Here is a 21,634-nt window from a genome sequence, read left to right as displayed (position 1 = left end):
GTCACTCAGGCGGGGTAACAGGTTGTATTCTGACGAGCCAGACAAGCGCAACGCCAATCAGTAACAATAACAGCAAAACCGGATAATTACCGAAGCGAATATAGGGGGTGCTGCCCTGCCGGGGGTGGATCGTCCCCCGGGTGACATGGGTTTCAAACTGGACGGAACGGGCAATCATTCGCCCCTTGTGATCGACGATGGCACTGATACCATTGGTGGTCGCTCGCAATAGCGGCCGGCCGGTTTCCAGGGCGCGCATGCGGGCGATTTGCAAATGCTGGTGCGGCGCAAAAGAATCGCCATACCAGGCGTTGTTGCTGCCATTGATCATCAGCGTCGCCTCGGGCAGTTGCCGGATCACTTCCTCACCGAAAACATCCTCGTAACAGACCGTGGCGGCCACCGGGTGACCGGCGGCCTGTAACAGCGGTTGCCCGGGATCGCCCGCGCTGAAACTGGACATGGGCAGGTCGAAAAAGGCAATCATGCCTCGCAGCAGCGACTCCAGCGGCACATATTCACCAAACGGGACCAGGTGGGTTTTGTGATACACCCCGGGGCTGCGGCCCACGCTGAGCAGGCTGTTGTAATAGGCCCGGCTCTGGCGATCCATGACCGGCAGGCCCAGTACGATATCCGTGTTATGTTTACGCGCGCGCTGTTGCAGTTCGGCCAGATAATCGTCCTCGATGTTATGATAAAAGGTACTCAGCGCATTTTCCGGCCAGACAACCAGATCACTGTCCCACTCCTGCCCGGTCAGCTCACGGTACAGGGATAAGCGTTTGGCCAGCGCTTGTGGATCCCATTTGGTGGCCTGTGGCAGATTGCCCTGAATCAGACTGGCGCGCAGTGGTTGCCCCTGTGGCTGGGTCCAGGTGATTTGCAACAGCCCGTAGCCCAGCAGGTGCAGGGCAACGAATACCAGCAGCAGGCCCAGCTGTTTGCGCCGGCTGCGATACAGCAGGATTAATAACAACAATGCCGCGCCCAGCAACGTAATCCAGCCCAGGCCATAGCTCCCCAGCAAGGGCGCATATCCGGCCAGACCGCTGTCGATCTGGCTGTAACCCAGATTCAGCCAGGGAAAGCCGGTCAAAAACCAGCCACGCACCCACTCCAGGGCGATCCACAACGCCGGGAAAACCAGCAACAGGCTCAACAAACGTTGATGGGGGTACCCGGACAGCGCGTTTCGCACCCGCACGGCGAGATAGCCGAGCAAGCCGTAATAGAGCGCGAGAAAAGCGACAAACAGCGCGGTTAAAAACGCGGCCAGCAAGACCGAGGCATAACCGAATTCATGAATCGCGACATATACCCAGGAGACGCCAACGCCGAACAGGCCGAGCCCGAACAGATAGCCGCTGAGCAGTGCCTGACGTGGCGTCGCATCCAGCCACAGGTAGAACAGTAATGCCGGGGCCAGATAGGCCAGCGGCAGGAAGGCAAACGGTTCAAACGCCAGCGGCAGGGCCGCGCCGGCCAGCAGCGCCAGGCCATGGCGGGCATGGCGCTGGCTTAACAACGGTTCAGCTGCCACGCGCACTGCTGCGATTGACGCTCTCGGTCTGCGTCGGCGCTTCGAGCTGACGCACTTCCAGCAGATGGACCTGACGATTGGTGGCACGCAAAACCCGGAACTGCAGATTGCCCAGCTCGATTTCTTCGCCGCGCTTGGGCAGATGGCCCAGCTGATTGATCACCAGGCCCCCGATGGTATCGAACTCCTCGTCGCTGTAGTCGGTACCGAAGTGCTGATTGAAGTCCTCGATGGGCGTGATCCCCTTGACCGTGGCGGTCTGGTTTTCGTGTTGCAGGATCTGCGTATCTTCCTCGAAGTCATGCTCGTCCTCGATCTCGCCGACGATCTGCTCCAGCACGTCCTCGATGGTCACCAGCCCGGCCACGCCACCGTATTCATCGACCACGATCGCCATGTGGTTACGATTGGCGCGAAACTCCTTGAGCAACACATTCAGTCGTTTGCTTTCGGGAATGATGACGGCGGGACGCAGGATATCGCGAATATTCAGCCGGCTCTGTTCGCCTTCGAGAAAATAGGGCAACAGATCCTTGGCCAGCAGGATGCCGATCACATCGTCCTTATTTTCCCCCACGGCCGGAAAACGGGAGTGCGCGGAGTCAATGACTGTTTTCAATATCTGTTTGGGATCGGCATCGCGTTCGACAACGGTCATTTGCGAGCGCGGGATCATGATATCGCGCACCTGCATGTCGGAGACCTGCAGGACACCTTCGATCATGGCCAGGGCGTCGATGTCGATGACCTGGTTACGATGTGCTTCGTGCAGAACTTCCTGTAACTGGTCCAGATCTTTCAGGTCGCCCTGCAGGGCCTGACCCAGTCGTTCCAGCCACGATTTTTGCGGTTTGGTTTCTTTGTCGGGACTCCCCGATCGGTCTTCGCTCATTGCTCTGCTTCCAGTCGGTAAGGATTGGTATAGCCCAGTTCTTCCATGATGCTGATTTCCCGACGCTCCATTGCTTCTGCCTCGTCCTGTTGCAGATGATCATACCCCAGCAAATGCAGGGTGCCGTGTACTATCATATGCGCCCAGTGCGCCATCTCTTGCTTGCCCTGTTCCCGGGCCTCGCGCTGTACTACCGGGGCACAGATCACCAGGTCCCCGAGCAAATCCAGTTCCACCTCGGGCGGACACTCGAACGGAAATGACAACACATTGGTCGGCCCGCTTTTGTGCCGGTACTGCTCGTTCAGTTCAGTGCTTTCATCTTCATCGACGATACGTACCGTCAATTCAGCATCGTCGCGCTGCTCGGCGTGCAAGGCCGCGCTGACCCAGCGCTGGATATCCGCCTCATTCGGACCGGCCGCAGCGATGCGCTGCACCTCCACCTCGATACTCATGGCAGCGGGTCTTCGCCGCGCGCCTCGTACGCCTGGACGATGCGCTGCACCAGCGGATGGCGCACCACGTCCTTGGCGTTGAAAAAGGTAAAGCTGATCCCCTCCACATCCTTCAATACTTCGATGACCTGGCGCAGCCCCGATTGCTGGTTGCGCGGCAGATCCACCTGGGTAACGTCCCCGGTCACCACCACCGTGGAACCGAACCCGATCCGGGTCAGGAACATCTTCATCTGTTCCACGGTGGTGTTCTGCGCCTCATCCAGGATGATGAACGATTCGTTCAGGGTGCGCCCGCGCATGTAGGCCAGCGGCGCCACTTCGATTACATTACGCTCCATCAGCCTGGCCACCGTTTCAAAGCCCAGCATTTCATACAGCGCGTCATACAGTGGCCGCAGGTAGGGATCGATCTTCTGCGCAAGGTCCCCGGGCAAAAAGCCCAGCCGCTCGCCCGACTCCACCGCCGGGCGGGTCAGTACCAGGCGCCGCACTTCCTCGCGCTCCAGCGCCTGCACCGCGGCGGCCACGGCCAGATAGGTCTTGCCGGTGCCGGCCGGGCCGATACCGAAATTGAGATCGTTGTCCTTGAGATTGCTCAGGTACTGCTTCTGGTTGGGGCCGCGGCCGCGCACCGAGCCGCGCGGCGTGGTCAGGATCACCTCGTCCTTCGGGGTGATATCCGCCACCAGCGCATCCACGCCCGACTCCTGTAAATGGAGGTTCACCTGGGACGGATTCAAGGTCTGGTGTTCGGTTTCGGCATACAGATCCCGCAGCACCTCGCCGGCGGCCTGGACAGAGCGACTGTCGCCGATCACCCGGAAGTTGTTGCCGCGATTGTTCACCTCCACACCCAGGCGCCGTTCGATCTGGCGCAAGTGCTCGTCGAACTGGCCGCACAGGTTGGCCAGCCGCTGATTATCAGCGGGTTCGAGAACGATATCGGTGGAAAAAGCGTGGCTGGTCAAGACGGGATCTTGGGCTGGTTATACAAAAACAGGCAATCAGGCACAGCGGACGGACTGGCTGAGCAGTTCGCCGCGCAGGGAGTTGGGCAGAGCTTCGGTAATCGTCACGTCGACAAACTCACCGATGAGTTCAGGATCACCCTTGAAGTTTACCACACGATTGTTGGCCGTGCGCCCGGCGAGTTGGCCCGAATCTTTCCGGGAGAGGCCGCTGACCAGAATCTGCTGCACGCTGCCCACCATGTCGCGGCTGATTTGTGCCGCCTGCTGGTTGATACGCTCCTGCAAAATCGCCAGGCGCTGTTTTTTCACTTCCAGCGGCACATCATCGGGCAACGATGAGGCCGGCGTACCCGGCCGGGCGCTGTAGACAAAACTGAACGAGTGATCGAAGCCGATTTCAGCGATCAGATCCATCGTCGCCTCGAAGTCGGCATCGCTCTCGCCGGGGAAGCCGACGATAAAATCCGAGGAAAGGCTGATGTCCGGGCGCACCTCGCGCAGGCGACGGATGGTGGCCTTGTATTCCATAGCGGTGTGCTTGCGTTTCATCAGCGCCAGGATCCGATTCGAGCCGCTTTGCACCGGCAGGTGCAGGTGGCTGACCAGCTCCGGTACCTCGGCATAGGCCTGGAACAGGCTTTCGTTCATCTCCAGCGGATGGGAGGTGGTATAGCGAATCCGATCAATGCCGTCGATGGCGGCCACATACTGGATCAGCAGCCCCAGATCGGCGATATCGCCATCATCCATGCCCCCCCGATAGGCGTTGACGTTCTGGCCCAGCAGAGTCACCTCGCGCACACCGCGCTCGGCCAGCTCCGCCACTTCGGCAATCACATCATCAAACGGGCGGCTGAACTCCTCGCCGCGGGTATAGGGCACCACGCAGAAACTGCAGTACTTGCTGCAGCCTTCCATAATGGAGACAAAGGCGCTGGGTCCGTCGGTGCGCGGTTCGGGCAGGTGATCGAATTTTTCGATCTCGGGAAAAGAGATATCCACCACGGACTTTTTGCGCGCTTGCGCATCGTCCAGCATCTGCGGCAGGCGGTGCAGGGTCTGAGGCCCGAAGACCAGATCGACATAGGGCGCGCGCTTCAAAATGGCCTCCCCTTCCTGGCTGGCGACGCAACCGCCCACACCGATCACCAGCTCCGGGCGGGCCTGCTTGAGCTCGCGCCACATGCCCAGGTGGGAGAAGACCTTCTCCTGCGCCTTTTCGCGCACCGAGCAGGTGTTGAGCAGCAGCACGTCGGCCTCCTCGACCTGGTCGGTCAATTCCAGGCCGTGCGAGGCCCGCAGCACGTCGGCCATCTTGGCCGTGTCGTACTCGTTCATCTGGCACCCAAAGGTCCGTATATGCAGCTTGCCCATTTTTTAACCAGTCACAATTCGGGAGCGCAAAGGTAGCATTTTCACTTCGGTGTTTCCAGCTATCCCGCCATTTCATTAGCGCGCGACAGCCCCGCCGGACGCTGGCACAATGCCAACAGGCTGACCCCGCCGGAGGGCAAGCGGTGCTGGAAAATATCTTTTTGCAGTTTGGGATTATTATCGGTCTGGCCGCGGCCGCCGGGGCCCTGGCCCAGTTTCTGCGCCAGCCGCTGATTGTGGCGTTTATTGCGATCGGGATCCTGCTGGGGCCCTCGGCACTCGACTGGGTCAGCCACAGCAACGAGATCGAGCTGTTCGCCCGCCTGGGCATCGCCCTGTTGCTGTTCGTGGTCGGCCTGAAACTGGATCTGCACATTATACGCTCGGTCGGCCCGGTGGCACTGGTCTCCGGCCTGGGCCAGGTGATTTTCACCTCGGTGATCGGCTATCTGATCGGCCTGGCCCTGGGCATGGAACATATCACCGCCCTGTATGTGGCCGTGGCGCTGACCTTCTCCAGCACCATCATCATCGTCAAGCTGCTGTCGGACAAGCGCGAGGTCGATTCGCTGCACGGGCGCATCGCGGTCGGTTTTTTGATCGTGCAGGACATCGTGGTGGTACTGGTCATGATCGCCCTGACCGCATTTGGCAGCCAGAGCGGCGCCGACCTCAATATGGTCCAGGAAGGCCTGTTCATTCTGTTCAAGGGCGCCCTGATGCTGGTCTCCGTGGCGCTGTTGATGCGCTATATCCTACCGCCCCTGCTACATCGTCTGGCCCATTCGGCGGAGCTGCTGATGCTGTTTGCCATCGCCCTGGCAATACTGGGCGCGGCGGCCGGCGATGCGCTGGGCTTCAGCAAGGAAGTGGGCGCCTTTCTGGCCGGGATCTCCATCGCCTCGACCCCCTACCGGGAACTGGTGGCGGCGCGCCTGGTCAGCCTGCGCGATTTTCTGTTGCTATTCTTTTTCATCGAACTGGGCGCCAGCCTGGAACTGGGGACCCTCGGCGCCCAGCTGGGCGCGGCAAGCCTGTTCTCGGTCTTTGTGCTGATCGGTAATCCGCTGATCGTCATGGCCATCATGGGCTACATGGGCTATCGCAAGCGCACCGGCTTTCTGTCCGGGCTGGCGGTGGCGCAGATCAGTGAGTTCTCACTTATCCTCGCGGCCCTGGGTCTGACCCTGGGCCACCTGCAGCAGGAGACCGTCGGGCTGATCACCCTAGTGGGGCTCATCACTATCAGCCTCTCCACTTATATGATCCTCTACTCGCACCCGCTTTACGATCGCCTCGCCCCGTATCTGGGCATCTTCGAACGCAAGGTCGCCTTCCGGGAGTCAGGCCAGGCGGCGGGGAGCGCCGAGGATGCCAGCATTCTGCTGTTCGGGCTGGGGCGCTTCGGCGCGGCCGTGGCAGCCAACCTGCGCAGCCACGGTTATCGGATCCTCGCGGTGGATTTCGACCCCGAGGTGGTCCGTCTGCACACCCGCGAAGGCTACGCCGCCCGCTATGGCGATGCCGAGGATCCGGAGTTTCTCGCCACGTTACCCCTGGATCGGGTGCGCTGGGTCATCAGCACCATCCGGGATCGGGGGATCAATCGCATGCTGCTCAGCGGCCTGCGCCAGCAGGGCTATCACGGCCGGATCGCACTCTCCACGGCCCATCGCCATGACGCCCCGCTGTACGAACAGGACGGCATCGATCTGGTGCTGGTGCCCTATGCCGATGCGGCCAGGGAAGCCGCCGAGCGGGTCCTGGCCGCCGACGCGCAGCCCGGCGACAGCCGCAGCTGACGCCGCGCTCAATCGATGACCGACTCGGAGGCGATCTTGTGGATGCTCAGATCGGCGCCGCGATGGCGCGTTATGAAAATCCATCCACTGCCGGGCCGCGCTCAACGCGAGCGAAAACCGCGCGGCAGGATCACTTCCAGGGCATCACTGAACAGGGGCCCGGCACGCTGACATAATGGTTCGATAATCGTCTCATCCAGCTTCAGGGTCTGCCAGGCAATGGGATCGATCGGCTGGACATACACCTCGCTGCGGCTATCGAGTCCCTGCTCGGCCATACCGGTGATGCTGTTGGCGATATGCACGATACTGGCCTCGATCCGATGCGCCGGCGCCTCATCCGGCCGGTGATGATATTCGACCGCCGCACACAGCGACTCGGGCATCTGCCAGGCCGTGAGCAGTTCTCCGCCGATGCGGGCGTGATCGAACCCCAGCAGACGCTGTTCGGCCTCGAAATCGCCGCACGGCTGTTCCGTGGCCAGCTCGATCGCGGCACGCGATTGTTCGGGCAGACGGTTATACATTACCAGCTTGCCAATATCATGCAGCAGGCCGGCGACAAACAACCGCTCGCTATGTAACACGTGACACTCTTCGGCCAGTAACTGGGCCACCACGGCACAGTAAACACTGTGTCGCCAGAAATGGACCATGTTTAACAGGTCGGTGGGAATGCGTGAGAACGCCTCCACCGCGGAAGCCGCCAGTACCAGCCCGCGCAGTTCACGCAGGCCGATCACCGCCACGGCCCGGGAGACGGTTTCGATACGCGACGGAAAGCCGTAAAAGGAGCTGTTCACAATCTTCAGCAAGCGGGCCGTGAGACTCGCATCCTGGCTGATCACCTTGCCCAGATCATTGGCCGAGGTCTCGGGCTCCTCGACCATTTCATTGACCCGCAAGCAAACCTCCGGCAGGGAGACCAGCTGCACCGCACCACCGACCAGTTCCGAAGGAGAAATCCCGGCAGGATAGTCGCCGGATGCCTGTGGGGTAATATCACTCATTGGAAAAAGTTAGCGACTGTCCCGGCCACAACTTTAACCGGGAGTTACTCACCGGCTTCCCCGCGGCGTTTGGCCAGGCTCAATTGCGCCATCTGACTGACCTCGGGCAGGGGATCCCGGCTCAGTCGTTGCAGGGTGGGCTCATCGGTATTCCAGTTACGCGCCACCTCCAGACGAATTTCGCCATTGGTATCTTTGGCAAGGATCGCCAGCGCGTCGGCCGGGACATACTCAAACCGGGCAACCACACTGCGCACGGCCGGGTCGGGATCGCGTGCCAGTTTGAGGAAGGTTTTCTCGGCCGTACCAAGATTGGTGGCCACGCCGATACGCACCTGGGAATGCGCATCGTCGGCCAGTCGATGCAGCAGTTCGGGCGGCGCACGGCGGTTGCGGCTGACCCTCTGGCGCACCTCCCAGTCGCGATGATGGGCCAGGATTTGCAGACGCTCTGGCGACGTGGCGGGATGCGCCGCCTCGCGCCGACGCTGCTGGGTCTCATCGGCCAGTGCCGCAGGCAAGCCCAGCAACAGAATCAGGCTCCACACAACGGACCAACGGGCATAACGCATGACGGGTTTCCTGGAAGAATGGAATCGGGCCAGTGTCTATCCTTCTCCGGCAGTCTGATTTCGTCAAGCTTTAGCAATACAGGCCGACAACCTTGTCAGGCAAGGGCGCGTATCACCTGAAAAACCGGGTTGGGTCCTTTGCCAAGCCCGGCGTATCCCGATATGCTGAGGCGTGTGTCGGCCTGATACTACGTCACACCAACAACGATAATCGAGATGGAAGAAGACGAGAATAATATTCCCCGCATTCTGGCCGTAGACGACTCCCGCGTGATGCGCCGGGCCATGACCAAGGTTCTGGGCAAGGCCTACCACGTCATCGAGGCCGAACACGGCGAGGACGCCTGGACCTATCTCACCAACGACCCTGATATCCAGGTGGTCTTTACCGATCTGTCCATGCCCTACCTGGACGGCTTCGGCCTGCTGGAGCGCATGCGCGACTCGGACGACCCGCGTCTGCGCGAAATACCGGTCATCATCATCACCGGCAAGGACGATGACGACGAAACCAAGCAACGGGCGCTGGACAAGGGCGCCTCGGACTTTATTACCAAGCCGTTTGATTCGGTACAGTTACAGGCCCGCGCCAGGGCGCATGTCAATTTCGAACAGACCACCCGCAAGCTCACTGAAACCTCCGACAAACTGCAACAACAGGCCGCCATCGATCAGGTCACCGGCCTGGGCGGACAGACCTACTTCTGCCGGGCGGCCGATGAAAGCCTGGCCTATTTCAAACGCCACGGCGGTCAGTTCACGCTGCTGCGCATGGATATCGACGATTTCAACGCGCTGTTTATCGCCAACGGCAAGGCCCTGGCGGACAAAATACTGCAACAGATCGGCAAGACCCTGATCCCGCTGGTGCGCAAGGAAGACATGCTGGCCCGCATCGGACTGGCGAAGTTCGCCATGTTACTGCGCGACACCCCAATCGATGACGCCACTAACCTGGCCGAGCGCATCCGACAGGAAATCAATGCCTTGAGGTTTGATGCCGGCGGCCAGCAACTGCATGTCACCGTCAGTATTGGTCTGTTCGAACCGCACCTGACACAAGAGTCGGATATCAAAGCCCTGCTTGCCGAAACCGAAAAGTATCTGAACAAGGCCATCGAGGCCGGCGGCAACCAGACGGTGGTCAAATCCCTGCGCAAGGGCAACGGTGCCGAGCATCTGGATGTGCAACAGGCGCTCAAGCTGCTTGCCGAAGGCAAGGAAGATCTGCTCAAACCCCATCTTGGCAGCCTCATCGAACAGGTTATGCCCCTGCTAAACTACATCGGCCAGCAATCCAGCGACGATATGGCCCGGGCTATTCAGGCGCTCAAGGAGAAGCTGGAAAAATAACTTCCACCGCGTCTGACAAAGGCTTCACTGCATCCACCATAACCGCAAGCGCAGCCCCCATTCGGTGGTGTAACCCACCTCACGAAAGGCAATCTCGCCATCACTGTTGATCAATAACGTGGTGGGCACACCGCGGATACCAAAACGACTCGCCAGCCGACCCTCTTCATCCAGCAGGGTCATGAAATTCAGCCCCTGTTCGTGCATGTAGTCCCGCACTTCCTCCCGGCCCCCGGATTGCATGGCAACACTGACCACCCGGTGATCCCGGCTCAGGGCCTGGATAGTGTCCTCCTCAAAACGACAAACCGGACACCAGCTGGCCCAGAAGTGCAAGACATACGGCTTGCCGGCCAGGTCCCGCGAATCGAAATAGGCCCCCTGCAACAGGGGCGCGCTGTAATCCGGCGCCCTGCCGCTGACCAGGTTCCGTTTTTGATACTGCTGGGCACCAAAATAGACTAGCGCAAACACCAGCAACCAGAGCAGAAAGCGGACGGGTTTGGGAAGTTTTTTAAGTGGCATGGCGATAAATCCGGTTTCCAACCGTCGTCAAAGGCCGGTGAATTTAAACCACCGAAACACCGAAGGCACTGAACTCACCGACTTCGATGATTATTCAATAGCTTCAGGAACAGATATTCAGGAATAGACCATCATCAACCCGGCCGGTTCACTATTTGACGACCCAACTACCGCCTGCCACTCACCGGTCTGACGGATAAAACACCTGAACGTCGAAGATACCGAATGTCATTATTCAGCTTTGTAGGTCACGTTGGCGAAGCTTACGTGACTGCCTCCGTGCGACAATTATCCCGGTTAATTTTTACCACGAAGACAGGAAGGAACGAAGTAAAGCGCTTTGCGTTGAGTCCGTAATCAGCCGGCCTGCATATTGACAAAGACTCTTCGTGACTTCGAGCCTTCGTGGTATGAGTTTCATGCCCCGGTCTTGTAGCTAAAATGTCAGGTAGCGCGGTGCGCACCTGTCAGGAACAGTTATTTAGTTGTCGGAATAGCGCTGGAACACCAGCGTGGCGTTGGTGCCACCGAAGCCGAAGCTGTTGGACATGACGCAGTTGATGTTTGCATCATCCTGACGTTCGCGAACGATGGGGTAACCTTCTGCACCGGGGTCCAGTTCCTGGATATTGGCCGAGGCGGCGAGGAAGTTTTCCTGCATCATCAACAGCGAATAGATCGCCTCGTTAACGCCGGCGGCACCCAGGGCGTGGCCGGTCAGGGATTTGGTCGAGGCGATGGCCGGCATGTTGTTACCGAACACCTCCTTGACGGCTTCCAGTTCGCGGATATCGCCCACCGGGGTGCTGGTGCCGTGAGCGTTGATGTAATCCACCGGTGTTTTGACTTCCTGCAGGGCTTGCTGCATGCAGCGTACCGCCCCTTCGCCGGAGGGCTGCACCATGTCGAAGCCGTCGGAGGTGGCGCCGTAGCCAACCAGTTCGGCATAAATGGTTGCGCCACGGGCTTTGGCATGCTCCAGCTCTTCGAGCACCAGTACCCCGCCGCCGCCGGAGATGACAAAGCCATCGCGATCGACATCATAGGTGCGCGAGGCAGTCTCGGGTGCGTCGTTATATTTGGATGAAAGCGCGCCCATGGCATCGAACAGCACGGACAGCGTCCAGTGCACTTCCTCGCCGCCGCCGGCGAATACGATGTCCTGCTTGCCCATCTGGATCAACTCATAACCGTTGCCGATGCAATGGGCGGAAGTGGAACAGGCCGAACTGATGGAGTAATTGACCCCCTTGATCTTGAACGGCGTGGCCAGACAGGCGGAGTTGGTGCTGGACATAGTGCGCGGCACCATATAGGGGCCGACCTTGCGTACGCCTTTTTCCCGCAGGATATCGGCGGCCTGCACGATATTCTTGGTAGAAGGTCCGCCAGAACCGACGATCAGGCCGCTGCGCGGATTGGAAATCTCGTTCTCTTCCAGGCCGGCATCGGCAATCGCCTGTTCCATTGCCAGGTAATTGAACGCGGCGCCGTCGCCCATGAAGCGCTTGAGCTTGCGATCGATCAGCTCATCAAGGTTCAGATCAATCGGCCCGTCGATCTGGGAGCGAAAGCCGAGATCGGCATATTCGGAATTGAAACGGATACCGGAGCGGCCCTGGCGCAGAGACTCGGTAACCTCCTGCCGGTTATTGCCGATACTGGAGACAATTCCGAGACCTGTAATAGCAACGCGTCGTAATGGCATGTTCAGATAAACTGCTTAAAGTTGGTCAGTGGAGGTGAAAAGCCCGACCCGCAGATCGTCGGCGGTATAGATTTCACGGCCGTCGACTTCCAGGCTGGCATCGGCGATACCCATAAACAATTTACGCATAATCAATCGTTTCAGGTTGATGCGGTAGGTCACCATTTTGCAATCCGGGGTAACCTGGCCGGTAAATTTGACCTCGCCGGCACCCAGTGCCCGGCCGTGGCCCGGTCCGCCCATCCAGCCGAGGAAAAAGCCGATCAGCTGCCACATGGCGTCCAGTCCCAGACAACCCGGCATCACCGGGTCGCCTTCAAAATGACACTGGAAAAACCACAAATCCGGTTTGATATCCAGCTCGGCGATAATCTCGCCCTTGTCGAAATTCCCGCCACTGTCACTGATATGGGTAATGCGGTCGAACATCAGCATCGGTGGCAACGGCAACTGGGCATTACCCGGGCCAAAAAGCTCGCCGTGACCACACTGAATCAGTTCTTCATAGGTGTAGCTCTGTTTCTTCTGGGTCGGGGCCACGTTGGCTGAGTCCATAAATATATTATTTCCAATTATCAGTAAGTTATATGCCCCGGCCTGTTTCCGGAATCCGGGAGATGAAAATATCGACAGGCTATTTTAACTGTGGAACGCGCGGGAAATAAAGCCATTGCAACGGGTTTTCCCGTCTCAGTCCCGGTCGCGATGAAATCCGCGCTTCGACCCCTCGATAAACGCCGCCAGGCGGATTGCCGAATCCGTGGCCAGGGCCTGCAGTTGCTGCAAACTGGCCGCCAGATCGGCCTCGCCGCGAAACAGAATCCGGTACGCCTGCTTCAGGGCGCGCAGATCCTCTGCCTGGTAACCGGCCCGTCTGAGGCCCACCACGTTCAGACCCCGCACCCGACCCGGCATGCCGTCGGTAATCATAAACGGCAACACATCCCGGGTGATTTTGCTGTTGCCGCCGATCATGGCCAGTTCGCCCACCCGGGCGAACTGGTGAATCATTACCCCGCCGGAGATAAATGCCCGCTCGGCCACGCTGACAAAACCGCCCAGGGCGGCGTAAGGCGCTATGATCACCTGATTGGCCAGGACGCAATCATGGCCAAGATGCGCCCCGTTCATCAAATAGTTGCGATCTCCCAGCCGGGTATGTTCGCTGGCCACGCTGGCGCGATGAATAATAACCGCCTCACGCAGCACATTCTCGTCGCCGATCGTCACATAGCTGGCTGTTGCGGGGGCGAAGCCGAGGTCCTGGGGCAGGCCACCGATGACCGCGTGTTCATGGATCCGGTTACTGTTGCCGATCCGGCTTCCGCCGTGCACAACTGCGCCACTGTGCAGAATATTGTTATCCCCCAGTATGACGTCGTCATGAATCACCACGAACGGGCCAATCTGATTGCCAGTGCCAAGTTGCGCCTGTTCGGAAACCACCGCGGTGGGATGAATCGTATTGTTCATAAATCAGGTTGCCTGGATAAAGTCATTCAATTATCGATTTTTCAGATAGCCCCGGGGCCGGATTGCCACGGTGCTTTTGACGACACTGCAGCGCACGCCATCGGCGCGGTAAAAACCGTACTCGAAAGTCGGCGTGCTGCGATCCTTTTCTGCCAGTTCACGGCGGATCTGTTCCTCCAGTTGTGGCGGAAACTCGAAACGCAGTTCCAGATCACTGTTGCCCACCTGCTGAAAATCAACCTCATGCGCCCGGGTCCAGACCGACGTACCGGGAAACAACCTGGCACAGGCCAGCGCGGCGATCGGATCCGACAGGGCACACTGGTAACCGCCGAACATGGAATTGCCCATATTACGGGAGAACATATTCAATGGCAGCAACAAACGGATACGACGCCAGTCGTCGCTCAACTCCAGCACCTTGACCCGCATCAGCCAGAACGGCGGATACCATTGCAGGCGACGCTTTTCGGACAAAAAGTGCAGGCGGCTCAGCAGTTTCAGCAGATTGAAAGTCATTTGGCCCCGTGATTGTCCCCGAACAGTACTATACACCTATAGACTACCGGGTGTATTTGTATGGCGTCACGTTACAATATCAGGCATGCCTGATACCGCAAGACAAACCGCGACCACACTGCAAGACGTATTACGTTTCGACAACCGTTTTGCCCGCCTGCCGGAGCGATTCTACTCCCGGGTGAATCCGACCCCGTTTGAAGCCTCGCATCATCTGGTCAGTTTCAACCCGGACGTGGCCCGTCTGCTGGGTATCGCCCCGGATTCGGTTGCCCCCGATGAATGGATCGATCTGATCAGCGGACATTGCTTGCCGGCCGGTTGCGAGCCGCTGGCGATGCTCTATGCCGGCCATCAGTTCGGCCACTTTGTTCCGCAACTGGGCGACGGCCGGGCGATTCTGCTGGGCGAGGTAAGTAACCCCCAGGGTGAAAAGTACGACATCCAGCTCAAGGGCAGCGGTCTGACCCCTTATTCCCGCAACGCGGACGGCCGCGCCGTGCTGCGTTCCACCATTCGCGAATACCTGTGTTCCGAGGCCATGCACGGACTCGGTATTCCCACTACCCGGGCTCTGGCCATTGTCGGCAGCGACGCCGAAGTCTATCGCGAGCAGATCGAAACCGGCGCCATTCTGGCGCGCGTCGCCCCCTCGCATGTGCGCTTTGGATCCTTCGAGGTTTTTTATCATCGCAAGCAGCACGACGCCGTGCAGCAACTGGCCGATCATGTGATCGCCGAACACTATCCCGGGCTGGCGACACACGACAAACCGTATGTCGCCCTGCTCGAAGAAGTCGTCCGGCGCACCGCCCGCTTGATTGCCCAGTGGCAGGCGGTCGGCTTCGCCCATGGCGTGCTGAACACCGACAATATGTCGATCCTCGGCCTGACGCTGGATTACGGTCCCTTCGGGTTTGTGGAACAGTATCAACCCGGCTATATCTGCAACCACTCGGACTTCCACGGCCGTTACGCCTTCGACCAGCAACCGGGTATCGGACTGTGGAACCTGAACCGTCTGGCCCAGACATTGATTCCGCTGATCAGCGTCGACGAGGCCAAAGCCGCGCTGGAGCAATACGAGCCGCTGTTTGTCGACCACTATCTTGAGCTGATGCACGCCAAGCTGGGATTGAACAACAATGATGACACGACGCAGGAACTGATCAGTGATTTGCTGTCGGCCATGCAGGCCAACCAGGTCGATTACACCCGGCTGTTCCGGGCGCTGTGCGATTTTGACTCTCATCCAGAGGCCCGCAATGAGGCGATCCGCAACCTGTTTGTCGAACGCGAAGCGTTTGATAGCTGGGCACAACAGTATCGCCGGCAGCTGGAACGGGAGCAGAGTGACGACGCATCACGCCGGGAAGCGATGCGCAAGGTCAACCCCAAATATGTATTGCGCAATTACATGGCCCAGATCGCCATCGACAAGGCACAGCAAAACGATTTCAGTGAAGTGGAAAAATTACTGGAGATCCTGCGCTATCCCTTCGCCGAACATCCCGACATGGACCACTACGCGGGCGAACCGCCGCAGTGGGCGAATCAGATCGAGGTGAGTTGCTCTTCATAGGCCTGCTGCCGGGCCGAGTGACGAGTACTATGTGTCTTCGACGCTTGATATTATTTACTACCTCTTAAAGGCAAAAAAAAATTCCAGGTGTGTTTTACACACCTATATACTCCTTGTACCTCGTCACTGACAGTCCTTCGGACTGTCAGCCGGCTGCCCCGCAGGACCCGCATGCTCCGCTGCCGCCGACGCTCTGGAAAACGTTATTGAAGACAAACGAGGCGCGGCCTTCTTCGGTGTAGTCGATATCGCAGCCTTTGAGGTAACTCAGGGCAATGGCATCCACCACCACCTTGAAACCGTCCTTTTCAAGAACCTTGTCACGGGGCTCGATATATTCCGCGTAAGTCATGCCATAGGTCATGCCACCGCAACCGCCGCCGGTGACAAAAATACGAATGCCTTCGATACCGTCATCGGCGTTTTGCATAATGGCCTGCAGCTGGCCCGCCGCCTTGTCGCTGATCTGAATATCCTGCGTGTTAATCTCCGGTTCGAACGCCAGCGCCTGACTCATGCTGTTTACCTCCTGTCGGGCGGCCTTGCGGGACCGCGGTGAATTGCAGATAATAATCAAGTCTGTTGCCAATCTTATCATACAGACATGGCGAGACCAGCAATGGTTCCAGGCCCCCGATCCAACCAGAACCCGGAGTAATCACATGACACATACGGTTTTCTGCCAGGTTCTCAAGCGCGAGGCGCCGGCCCTGGACGAGGCACCTTACCCGGGTGAAATCGGCCAGCGCATTGTCGAGAACGTCTCGGCCGAAGGCTGGCGCCTGTGGCTGGACCGTTTGACCACGATCATTAACGAAAACCGCCTCAGCACCGCCGATCCGCGTCATCTGGATATGATTGAAGAGCATATGCTTGGCTTTTTGTTTAACGAAAGCGATCAGGGTGCCCTGCCCAACGGCTATGTACCCCGCGATAAGTCATCGTAATCCGTTATGAAATTTTGTAGCGAATGCGGACACCGGGTTAACAGCCGTATACCCGACGGGGATAATCGGCTGCGCTATGTCTGCGATCAATGCCAGACCATTCATTATCACAACCCCAAGATCGTTGCCGGTACCCTGCCGGTCTGGGAAGACAAGGTACTGCTGTGCAAGCGCGCCATCGAACCCCGTTACGGGACCTGGACCCTGCCGGCCGGGTTCATGGAACTGGGCGAGACCATGGAACAGGCGGCATTGCGTGAATCCGAAGAAGAGGCTTGCGCCAATGTCGAAATCGACCACATTTACACCCTGATCAGCCTGCCACACGTCGACCAGGTATATGTGATGTATCGCGCCCGCTTACTGGATCTCGATTTCGCCGCCGGTGAGGAAAGCCTGGAGGTGCGGCTGTTCGATGAGAGCGAAATCCCCTGGCAGGAACTGGCATTTCGCACTATCCACTATACGCTGGAACGGTTTTTCGACGATCGCCGCCAGGGCAATTTTCCGGTCTACACCCACACGATCAACGCCAATAACCGTGCGCCGTAAACCTGCATCGGAACCGGCGTTCTGAATACCCGTAAAATATGCGGTACAGTCGCACCGGTTAAACTCGGCGTATTCGGGTATTCGTAACGCCGGTTCAGGTTTAACCTCCGCCCCGCGTTTGCCACCGGATGCGTGACAGGGACCATTCCCCCGCCCGCTTGTGCCAGCGCATGCTGACCGAATAGCGTCGTCCCCGCTCGGGTAACACGCTCCTGCCAGCGAGCAACAGCGCCTCGAGGGTGACATCCGCCTGATCACCCTGCACCCGGATGTCCCGGTTATGGATCACGACCTTGATATCGGGATAACGACGGAAGTGATACAGCATCATGGCCCGCAGTTCCCGCTGTCGCAGATCCTCACCAGCACGAAAGTCCTCCGCCAGGTGCGCCAGTACCGGAGTGGTGCGCCGCTCTTCGATCCCCGCCTGCATGGCTCCAATGGCCCGGGCGATCTGTGCGGCATCATCTTCCGGCTCGCCGCAACCGGCCAGCAGCAAGGCCCCGACCACTCCCCCGACAATCGCTGAAAATGTGATACGCATCATTACCTCGTTCGACAATTTCGTTATGTTTGGCCTGACCGCGACCTTCCTGTCGTCCTTACTGACTTGCAAGAGTGCAATAACAGGGTTCCACGTCACTTATGACCATCTTCGTCTCTCGCCTGTTGAACCGCGCCAACCCGCCGAGCCGGGCCGTCGGATTGCAACGCCGGCTAGAGCCACTGGCCGTCCGTCAGCCGCTGGTGTATCGGGGTCTGGTCACGCTGTTTGCTCTGGCGGGCTATCTGTTGTTGCTGCTGTTTCCCTTGATTGCTTTGGGTCTGCTGAGTGATTTGCCTCGCCAATGGCAGATCGCCAGCACCTGGCAGGAGTGGTTATGGAGCGGCCTCAATTTGCTTATCATTCTGTTCGCCCTGGCCCTGAGCACGCCATTACTCTTCAACCGCTTTGCTTTACCCAAAGGCCTGGAAATTCACCGGCAAAATGCGCCGAAACTGTTTCAGCTGGTGGAACAACTGCGCCAGGACTTCAAATACCCGGTACTCGATCAGATTATCCTGCGCGAAGGTTTCGGCGTCGAGGTGATCCGTACCCCCCGTCCGGGCCTGCCCCTGCTCCATCAGCATACGCTGGTCATCGGCCTCGACAGTTTGCTGACCCTGCCGCCGGCCCATTTCAAATCCGTGCTGGCACGGCGCATCGGTCAACTCAGCGGCATTCATAATCGATATGTCGGCTGGCTGACGGCCCTGTGTCAGACCTGGCAGCATTATCATCAGGCATTCAAACAACAAAAATCGCCGCTGGCGCGCCCCCTGCAATGGCTGTTCGCTATCTACGCCCCATTTTATGCCGCGCTGGCGTTTTATGCCGTGCGTCAGAACGAACTGGAGGCGGATCGCTATGCCCTGGATATTGCCAATGATGACGAGATTGCCAGCCTGTTCTCCCAGCTGATTGTCACCGAAACGTTTTTAAAAACCCGCTTCTGGCCCAAGATTACCCAGCTCGCGCGACGCGAGAGCCAACCGGAACATCGCCCTTACGCCAGCATGGTTCAGGTGTTGCGGCGTGGTCTGAATCGCACAGAGATGCAAGAGTGGATCAAGGACGCTTTCAACACCCCTTCCGATGTCAAAGACCCGGCGCCGCTATTGCAACAGCGGCTGGACAACATCGGCCACCACAAACCCGCCTCCCCTCAACCGATCCGCGAAACCGCGGCTGACACCTTCCTGGATCCGACGGTCAAACAAAAGATCATCGACAAATTCGATCAGCGCTGGCTGGCGAAGCTTAAATAATGCTATGAACCGTGGGACACGGAGGTGAACTGTTGCAGGGGGGGCTGGTGAGACTGCAGGAACCAGCGATCGATGACGACCTTGCGGGTAAACCAGTGCGTCTGCATCAGGCGACTGGCCAGTACCTGTTTGATCCCCAGCGGCAGACGTTCGAGCAGTGAGGGCGCCGGCTGGCGCTGACCAAAACGTTCTTCCAGCACCTGTTGATAGGGCTGAAGTTTTTCCTGCGAATAATCGCCGGCCGCCTCGCGTATCACCTGCGCCGCCAGCAGGGCCGATTCAATCGCCGGACGAATGCCTTCCCCGCTTTGCGGATAGGCCAGGCCGGCCGCATCGCCGATCAACAGAACACCTTCATCCACCACCTGACGCAGGGCATGGGGATACAGCAGATAGGCATGGCCCTGGAACTTGTCGGTAATGTCGAAATCAAGTCGTCCTGACTCGCGCAGAAAGTCGCAAAAGGCGCGGACATGTTCCGACAGACGGTGATTCTCTTCCCGCCCCAGACCGACATTCAGATAATCCCCCTTGCGGAAGATCCAGCCATAGCCCTTGAGATCCGGCGTAAAGAACAGTTCGGGCACTTCCGGCTCGGCATGACAACCCGCCTTTTGTTCCTCGCTCATTTCAAACTCGATTTCCTGGGCGGCCACGACCTGCTCGCTGCTGCCCAGTTTGGCGCCAATGCGCCGGGCGACGGGGCAAAAATGGCCCCCCGCCCCGATCACCAGTGACGCCCGGATTTCGCCGTTGATCAGCCAGCTGTCTCCGTCGCGTTCCATCGTTTTGAAAGCCCGGCCCAGCATTAACTCGGCACCGCTACGACGTAACAGGTATTCATCGAACTCGCGTCGACGAATCCCGTAGCTCACCGGCTCATCCTGGTAGTGGGTCTCCACCTGCTTCTGGCCCAGCTGGCTGACCCGAAAACCACTGATCGGTTGCAGGGTACGGCCCTGGCGATAATCATCCAGATCGATTTGCAAGGTCTCCATGACCGCCGGGGTCACCCAGCCGGCACAGACCTTGTCGCGCGGGAATTCACGCTTGTCCATCACGGCAATGCGCAGCGATGTATCGCGCAATGCCCAGGCAAAAGAAGAGCCGGCGGGTCCACCGCCGACGATCAGGATATCCACTTGCGTCATATTATCCTCGTCAGCCGGCATCCTGGGTGTATAAATAGGCGCGAGACCATGGCAGCTGATTATGTTGCGCGCGGGTAAAGACCACCTGGAACAGCTGTAACTCGCCGCTGGTAAACGCCGCGATCGAGCCGCACAGATACAGGCGCCAGGCCCGCACAAACTCCTCATCGAACATTTCCCGGACGGTATCGGTATTTTCCTCGTAACGGGCCAGCCAGTGTTCCAGGGTCCTGGCGTAATGCAAACGCAGGTTTTCAACATCCTGCACCGAAAAGCGGCAGGGTTCGAAAATGTCCATCATCTCGCGCAGGGAAGGCGGATAGGCGCCGGGGAAAATCCGCCGTTCGATCCAGGGGTTCATGGGACCGGCCACGTTACGGCCGATGGTATGAATCAGTCCGCGTCCGTCGGGTTCAAGACACCGGTCGATGACCCGGCCCAGCTCGCTGTAATCGCGGGTTCCGACGTGCTCGAGCATGCCGACCGAGACAAACACGTCAAAGCTGCCACGAATGTTGCGATAATCATCCTCGACGTATTCAACCTGGTCGCTGAGTCCCTGCTCCTCGGCCTGCTCGCGGGCAAACCGGACCTGTTCGCGGGAAATGTTATAGGCCTTGACCGTCACGCCATAATGTTTGGCCATAAAGCGTGCCAGCCCACCCCAGCCACAGCCGGCTTCGACTACCCGATCACCCGGTTTCAGCTGCAGCTTGCGGCAGATGTGGTGCAGCTTGGCCGTCTGCGACTCCTCCAGCGACATGTCTGGTTCGGGAAAGTAGGAACAGGTGTACTGCATGGCCACCCTGTCCAGCCACAGGCGATAGAATTCATTACTGATATCGTAGTGGTGATAGATATTGTCGCGGGCGCGGGAGAGCGAATTGGCGATACGCCGGTGACCCAGCCAGTTGACCAGCTTGCGAAACCAGCCCTGCTTGCCATTGCGCTTGAGTCCGCTATACACCTCTTCGAGAAAGCGCACCATGTCGCCCTCGAAACTGATGCGCCCGGCGCTGTAGAGATCACCGAAATGCAGCTCGGGATGCAGTACCAGCTTCCAGATCGCCAGTCGATCGTTAAAGCGCAGACTCGCCACCGGTTCTTCCACCTGGTTGATCTGCTTACCATCCCACAACGCCAAATTGACCGGCGGGTGGTCGGGTACTTCCATTATCTTGTTAACAAACCAGCGATCCAGCGCGGTCACGGTGCCAAACGGATGGCTGGCGCTCTGAGATCCTTTTTTGGCCTTGATCCCGATACGCCGCTCGCCCTGCTCATCAACTCCCCAGGCCTGTTTTTTGCGTTCGGCAACCGACGATGAGGATGACGACGACTTCGTTGAATTCTGTTCTGTTTTGTGTTGTTGCTCGCGCATCATGCACTC

General features: G+C 58.8%; 22 protein-coding genes. 6 read left to right on the top strand and 16 right to left on the bottom strand.

The window, feature by feature from the left end; genetic code table 11:
- Position 1: 1 nt before the first annotated feature.
- Genes lnt through miaB form a run of 5 tightly spaced genes read right to left on the bottom strand, consistent with a single transcriptional unit; the run spans position 2 to position 5,241 of the window.
- The gene (lnt, locus tag U5K34_RS09095; protein ID WP_322568070.1) at positions 2-1,543 is read right to left on the bottom strand and encodes an apolipoprotein N-acyltransferase; all 1,542 of its coding nucleotides are present in this window, start codon (positions 1,541-1,543) and stop codon (positions 2-4) included.
- On the bottom strand, positions 1,533-2,435 hold the full coding sequence (locus U5K34_RS09090) for an HlyC/CorC family transporter (protein ID WP_322568069.1): 903 nt from the start codon (positions 2,433-2,435) through the stop codon (positions 1,533-1,535). Before U5K34_RS09090 ends, lnt begins: the two co-directional genes overlap by 11 nt.
- Positions 2,432-2,893 carry an rRNA maturation RNase YbeY gene (ybeY, locus tag U5K34_RS09085; RefSeq protein WP_322568068.1) on the bottom strand — a complete coding sequence of 154 codons (462 nt, stop codon included), beginning with the start codon at positions 2,891-2,893 and terminating at the stop codon, positions 2,432-2,434. The genes U5K34_RS09090 and ybeY overlap by 4 nt, the downstream gene beginning before the upstream one ends.
- Complete coding sequence (locus U5K34_RS09080; protein WP_322568067.1) at positions 2,890-3,864, bottom strand: PhoH family protein; 975 nt, start codon at positions 3,862-3,864, stop codon at positions 2,890-2,892. Before U5K34_RS09080 ends, ybeY begins: the two co-directional genes overlap by 4 nt.
- 36 nt (positions 3,865-3,900) lie before the next feature.
- Positions 3,901-5,241, bottom strand: coding sequence for a tRNA (N6-isopentenyl adenosine(37)-C2)-methylthiotransferase MiaB (miaB, locus tag U5K34_RS09075; protein WP_322568066.1), 1,341 nt, complete (start codon positions 5,239-5,241; stop codon positions 3,901-3,903).
- 143 nt (positions 5,242-5,384) lie between these two features.
- Between miaB and U5K34_RS09070 the strand changes: the two genes are divergently transcribed.
- The gene (locus U5K34_RS09070) at positions 5,385-7,043 is read left to right on the top strand and encodes a cation:proton antiporter family protein (RefSeq protein ID WP_322568065.1); all 1,659 of its coding nucleotides are present in this window, start codon (positions 5,385-5,387) and stop codon (positions 7,041-7,043) included.
- Between the two features lie 101 nt (positions 7,044-7,144).
- Here the strand turns inward: U5K34_RS09070 and U5K34_RS09065 are convergent, their stop codons facing one another.
- Both U5K34_RS09065 and U5K34_RS09060 read right to left on the bottom strand, forming a co-directional pair.
- Complete coding sequence (locus U5K34_RS09065; protein WP_322568064.1) at positions 7,145-8,053, bottom strand: HDOD domain-containing protein; 909 nt, start codon at positions 8,051-8,053, stop codon at positions 7,145-7,147.
- 44 nt (positions 8,054-8,097) lie between these two features.
- Positions 8,098-8,625, bottom strand: a complete 528-nt coding sequence (locus U5K34_RS09060; protein ID WP_322568063.1) for a hypothetical protein — start codon at positions 8,623-8,625, stop codon at positions 8,098-8,100.
- A 216-nt stretch (positions 8,626-8,841) separates the two neighbouring features.
- Between U5K34_RS09060 and U5K34_RS09055 the strand changes: the two genes are divergently transcribed.
- On the top strand, positions 8,842-9,978 hold the full coding sequence (locus U5K34_RS09055; protein WP_322568062.1) for a response regulator: 1,137 nt from the start codon (positions 8,842-8,844) through the stop codon (positions 9,976-9,978).
- A 24-nt stretch (positions 9,979-10,002) separates the two neighbouring features.
- Here U5K34_RS09055 and U5K34_RS09050 read toward each other — a convergent pair whose 3' ends face one another.
- The 5 genes from U5K34_RS09050 to U5K34_RS09030 form a co-directional block, all read right to left on the bottom strand.
- Entirely contained in the window at positions 10,003-10,503 is a 501-nt protein-coding gene (locus U5K34_RS09050) for a protein disulfide oxidoreductase (RefSeq protein WP_322568061.1), read from the bottom strand.
- A 481-nt stretch (positions 10,504-10,984) separates the two neighbouring features.
- The gene (fabB, locus tag U5K34_RS09045) at positions 10,985-12,211 is read right to left on the bottom strand and encodes a beta-ketoacyl-ACP synthase I (RefSeq protein ID WP_322568060.1); all 1,227 of its coding nucleotides are present in this window, start codon (positions 12,209-12,211) and stop codon (positions 10,985-10,987) included.
- A 15-nt stretch (positions 12,212-12,226) separates the two neighbouring features.
- Positions 12,227-12,766: a 3-hydroxyacyl-[acyl-carrier-protein] dehydratase FabA gene (fabA, locus tag U5K34_RS09040; protein WP_322568059.1), complete on the bottom strand. Its 540-nt coding sequence runs from the start codon at positions 12,764-12,766 to the stop codon at positions 12,227-12,229.
- A gap of 135 nt (positions 12,767-12,901) precedes the next feature.
- Positions 12,902-13,684 carry an acyl-ACP--UDP-N-acetylglucosamine O-acyltransferase gene (lpxA, locus tag U5K34_RS09035; protein ID WP_322568058.1) on the bottom strand — a complete coding sequence of 261 codons (783 nt, stop codon included), beginning with the start codon at positions 13,682-13,684 and terminating at the stop codon, positions 12,902-12,904.
- A 30-nt stretch (positions 13,685-13,714) separates the two neighbouring features.
- Entirely contained in the window at positions 13,715-14,203 is a 489-nt protein-coding gene (locus U5K34_RS09030; protein WP_322568057.1) for a PaaI family thioesterase, read from the bottom strand.
- Between the two features lie 85 nt (positions 14,204-14,288).
- On the opposite strand from U5K34_RS09030, the gene U5K34_RS09025 reads away from it, so the two are divergent.
- Positions 14,289-15,785: a protein adenylyltransferase SelO gene (locus U5K34_RS09025; RefSeq protein ID WP_322568056.1), complete on the top strand. Its 1,497-nt coding sequence runs from the start codon at positions 14,289-14,291 to the stop codon at positions 15,783-15,785.
- A 145-nt stretch (positions 15,786-15,930) separates the two neighbouring features.
- On the opposite strand, the gene U5K34_RS09020 is transcribed toward U5K34_RS09025, so the two are convergent.
- Complete coding sequence (locus U5K34_RS09020; protein ID WP_322568055.1) at positions 15,931-16,302, bottom strand: iron-sulfur cluster assembly accessory protein; 372 nt, start codon at positions 16,300-16,302, stop codon at positions 15,931-15,933.
- Between the two features lie 145 nt (positions 16,303-16,447).
- On the opposite strand from U5K34_RS09020, the gene U5K34_RS09015 reads away from it, so the two are divergent.
- On the top strand, positions 16,448-16,732 hold the full coding sequence (locus tag U5K34_RS09015; protein WP_322568054.1) for an oxidative damage protection protein: 285 nt from the start codon (positions 16,448-16,450) through the stop codon (positions 16,730-16,732).
- A 6-nt stretch (positions 16,733-16,738) separates the two neighbouring features.
- A complete protein-coding gene (locus U5K34_RS09010; protein WP_322568053.1) occupies positions 16,739-17,284 on the top strand; it encodes an NUDIX hydrolase in 546 nt (181 codons plus the stop codon).
- Between the two features lie 100 nt (positions 17,285-17,384).
- On the opposite strand, the gene U5K34_RS09005 is transcribed toward U5K34_RS09010, so the two are convergent.
- Positions 17,385-17,831 carry a hypothetical protein gene (locus tag U5K34_RS09005; protein ID WP_322568052.1) on the bottom strand — a complete coding sequence of 149 codons (447 nt, stop codon included), beginning with the start codon at positions 17,829-17,831 and terminating at the stop codon, positions 17,385-17,387.
- A gap of 98 nt (positions 17,832-17,929) precedes the next feature.
- Here U5K34_RS09005 and U5K34_RS09000 point away from each other — a divergent pair, with 98 nt between their 5' ends.
- Positions 17,930-19,093 (top strand): hypothetical protein, encoded by a 1,164-nt coding sequence (locus tag U5K34_RS09000; protein WP_322568051.1) that lies wholly within the window; start codon positions 17,930-17,932, stop codon positions 19,091-19,093.
- A 2-nt stretch (positions 19,094-19,095) separates the two neighbouring features.
- Here the strand turns inward: U5K34_RS09000 and U5K34_RS08995 are convergent, their stop codons facing one another.
- Positions 19,096-20,244: an NAD(P)/FAD-dependent oxidoreductase gene (locus U5K34_RS08995; protein WP_322568050.1), complete on the bottom strand. Its 1,149-nt coding sequence runs from the start codon at positions 20,242-20,244 to the stop codon at positions 19,096-19,098.
- Between the two features lie 10 nt (positions 20,245-20,254).
- The gene (locus U5K34_RS08990; RefSeq protein ID WP_322568049.1) at positions 20,255-21,628 is read right to left on the bottom strand and encodes a cyclopropane-fatty-acyl-phospholipid synthase family protein; all 1,374 of its coding nucleotides are present in this window, start codon (positions 21,626-21,628) and stop codon (positions 20,255-20,257) included.
- Positions 21,629-21,634: the final 6 nt, after the last annotated feature.

Source organism: Thiohalophilus sp., assembly GCF_034521165.1.
GTDB lineage: Bacteria > Pseudomonadota > Gammaproteobacteria > UBA6429 > Thiohalophilaceae > Thiohalophilus.
The sequence above is the reverse complement of the archived record's forward strand: the minus strand, read 5'-3'. Positions and strand labels throughout refer to the sequence as shown.

Excerpts from the sequence above, each read along its gene's own strand:
- ybeY (WP_322568068.1), bottom strand. The coding sequence starts at position 2,893 with ATGAGTATCGAGGTGGAGGTGCAGCGCATCGCTGCGGCCGGTCCGAAT.
- lpxA (WP_322568058.1), bottom strand. The coding sequence starts at position 13,684 with ATGAACAATACGATTCATCCCACCGCGGTGGTTTCCGAACAGGCGCAA.
- U5K34_RS09060 (WP_322568063.1), bottom strand. The coding sequence starts at position 8,625 with ATGCGTTATGCCCGTTGGTCCGTTGTGTGGAGCCTGATTCTGTTGCTG.
- miaB (WP_322568066.1), bottom strand. The coding sequence starts at position 5,241 with ATGGGCAAGCTGCATATACGGACCTTTGGGTGCCAGATGAACGAGTAC.
- U5K34_RS08995 (WP_322568050.1), bottom strand. The coding sequence starts at position 20,244 with ATGACGCAAGTGGATATCCTGATCGTCGGCGGTGGACCCGCCGGCTCT.
- U5K34_RS09010 (WP_322568053.1), top strand. The coding sequence starts at position 16,739 with ATGAAATTTTGTAGCGAATGCGGACACCGGGTTAACAGCCGTATACCC.
- U5K34_RS09000 (WP_322568051.1), top strand. The coding sequence starts at position 17,930 with ATGACCATCTTCGTCTCTCGCCTGTTGAACCGCGCCAACCCGCCGAGC.
- U5K34_RS09055 (WP_322568062.1), top strand. The coding sequence starts at position 8,842 with ATGGAAGAAGACGAGAATAATATTCCCCGCATTCTGGCCGTAGACGAC.
- U5K34_RS09020 (WP_322568055.1), bottom strand. The coding sequence starts at position 16,302 with ATGAGTCAGGCGCTGGCGTTCGAACCGGAGATTAACACGCAGGATATT.
- U5K34_RS09090 (WP_322568069.1), bottom strand. The coding sequence starts at position 2,435 with ATGAGCGAAGACCGATCGGGGAGTCCCGACAAAGAAACCAAACCGCAA.
- U5K34_RS09030 (WP_322568057.1), bottom strand. The coding sequence starts at position 14,203 with ATGACTTTCAATCTGCTGAAACTGCTGAGCCGCCTGCACTTTTTGTCC.
- fabA (WP_322568059.1), bottom strand. The coding sequence starts at position 12,766 with ATGGACTCAGCCAACGTGGCCCCGACCCAGAAGAAACAGAGCTACACC.
- U5K34_RS09005 (WP_322568052.1), bottom strand. The coding sequence starts at position 17,831 with ATGATGCGTATCACATTTTCAGCGATTGTCGGGGGAGTGGTCGGGGCC.
- U5K34_RS09015 (WP_322568054.1), top strand. The coding sequence starts at position 16,448 with ATGACACATACGGTTTTCTGCCAGGTTCTCAAGCGCGAGGCGCCGGCC.
- U5K34_RS08990 (WP_322568049.1), bottom strand. The coding sequence starts at position 21,628 with ATGATGCGCGAGCAACAACACAAAACAGAACAGAATTCAACGAAGTCG.
- U5K34_RS09065 (WP_322568064.1), bottom strand. The coding sequence starts at position 8,053 with ATGAGTGATATTACCCCACAGGCATCCGGCGACTATCCTGCCGGGATT.
- U5K34_RS09050 (WP_322568061.1), bottom strand. The coding sequence starts at position 10,503 with ATGCCACTTAAAAAACTTCCCAAACCCGTCCGCTTTCTGCTCTGGTTG.
- U5K34_RS09025 (WP_322568056.1), top strand. The coding sequence starts at position 14,289 with ATGCCTGATACCGCAAGACAAACCGCGACCACACTGCAAGACGTATTA.
- fabB (WP_322568060.1), bottom strand. The coding sequence starts at position 12,211 with ATGCCATTACGACGCGTTGCTATTACAGGTCTCGGAATTGTCTCCAGT.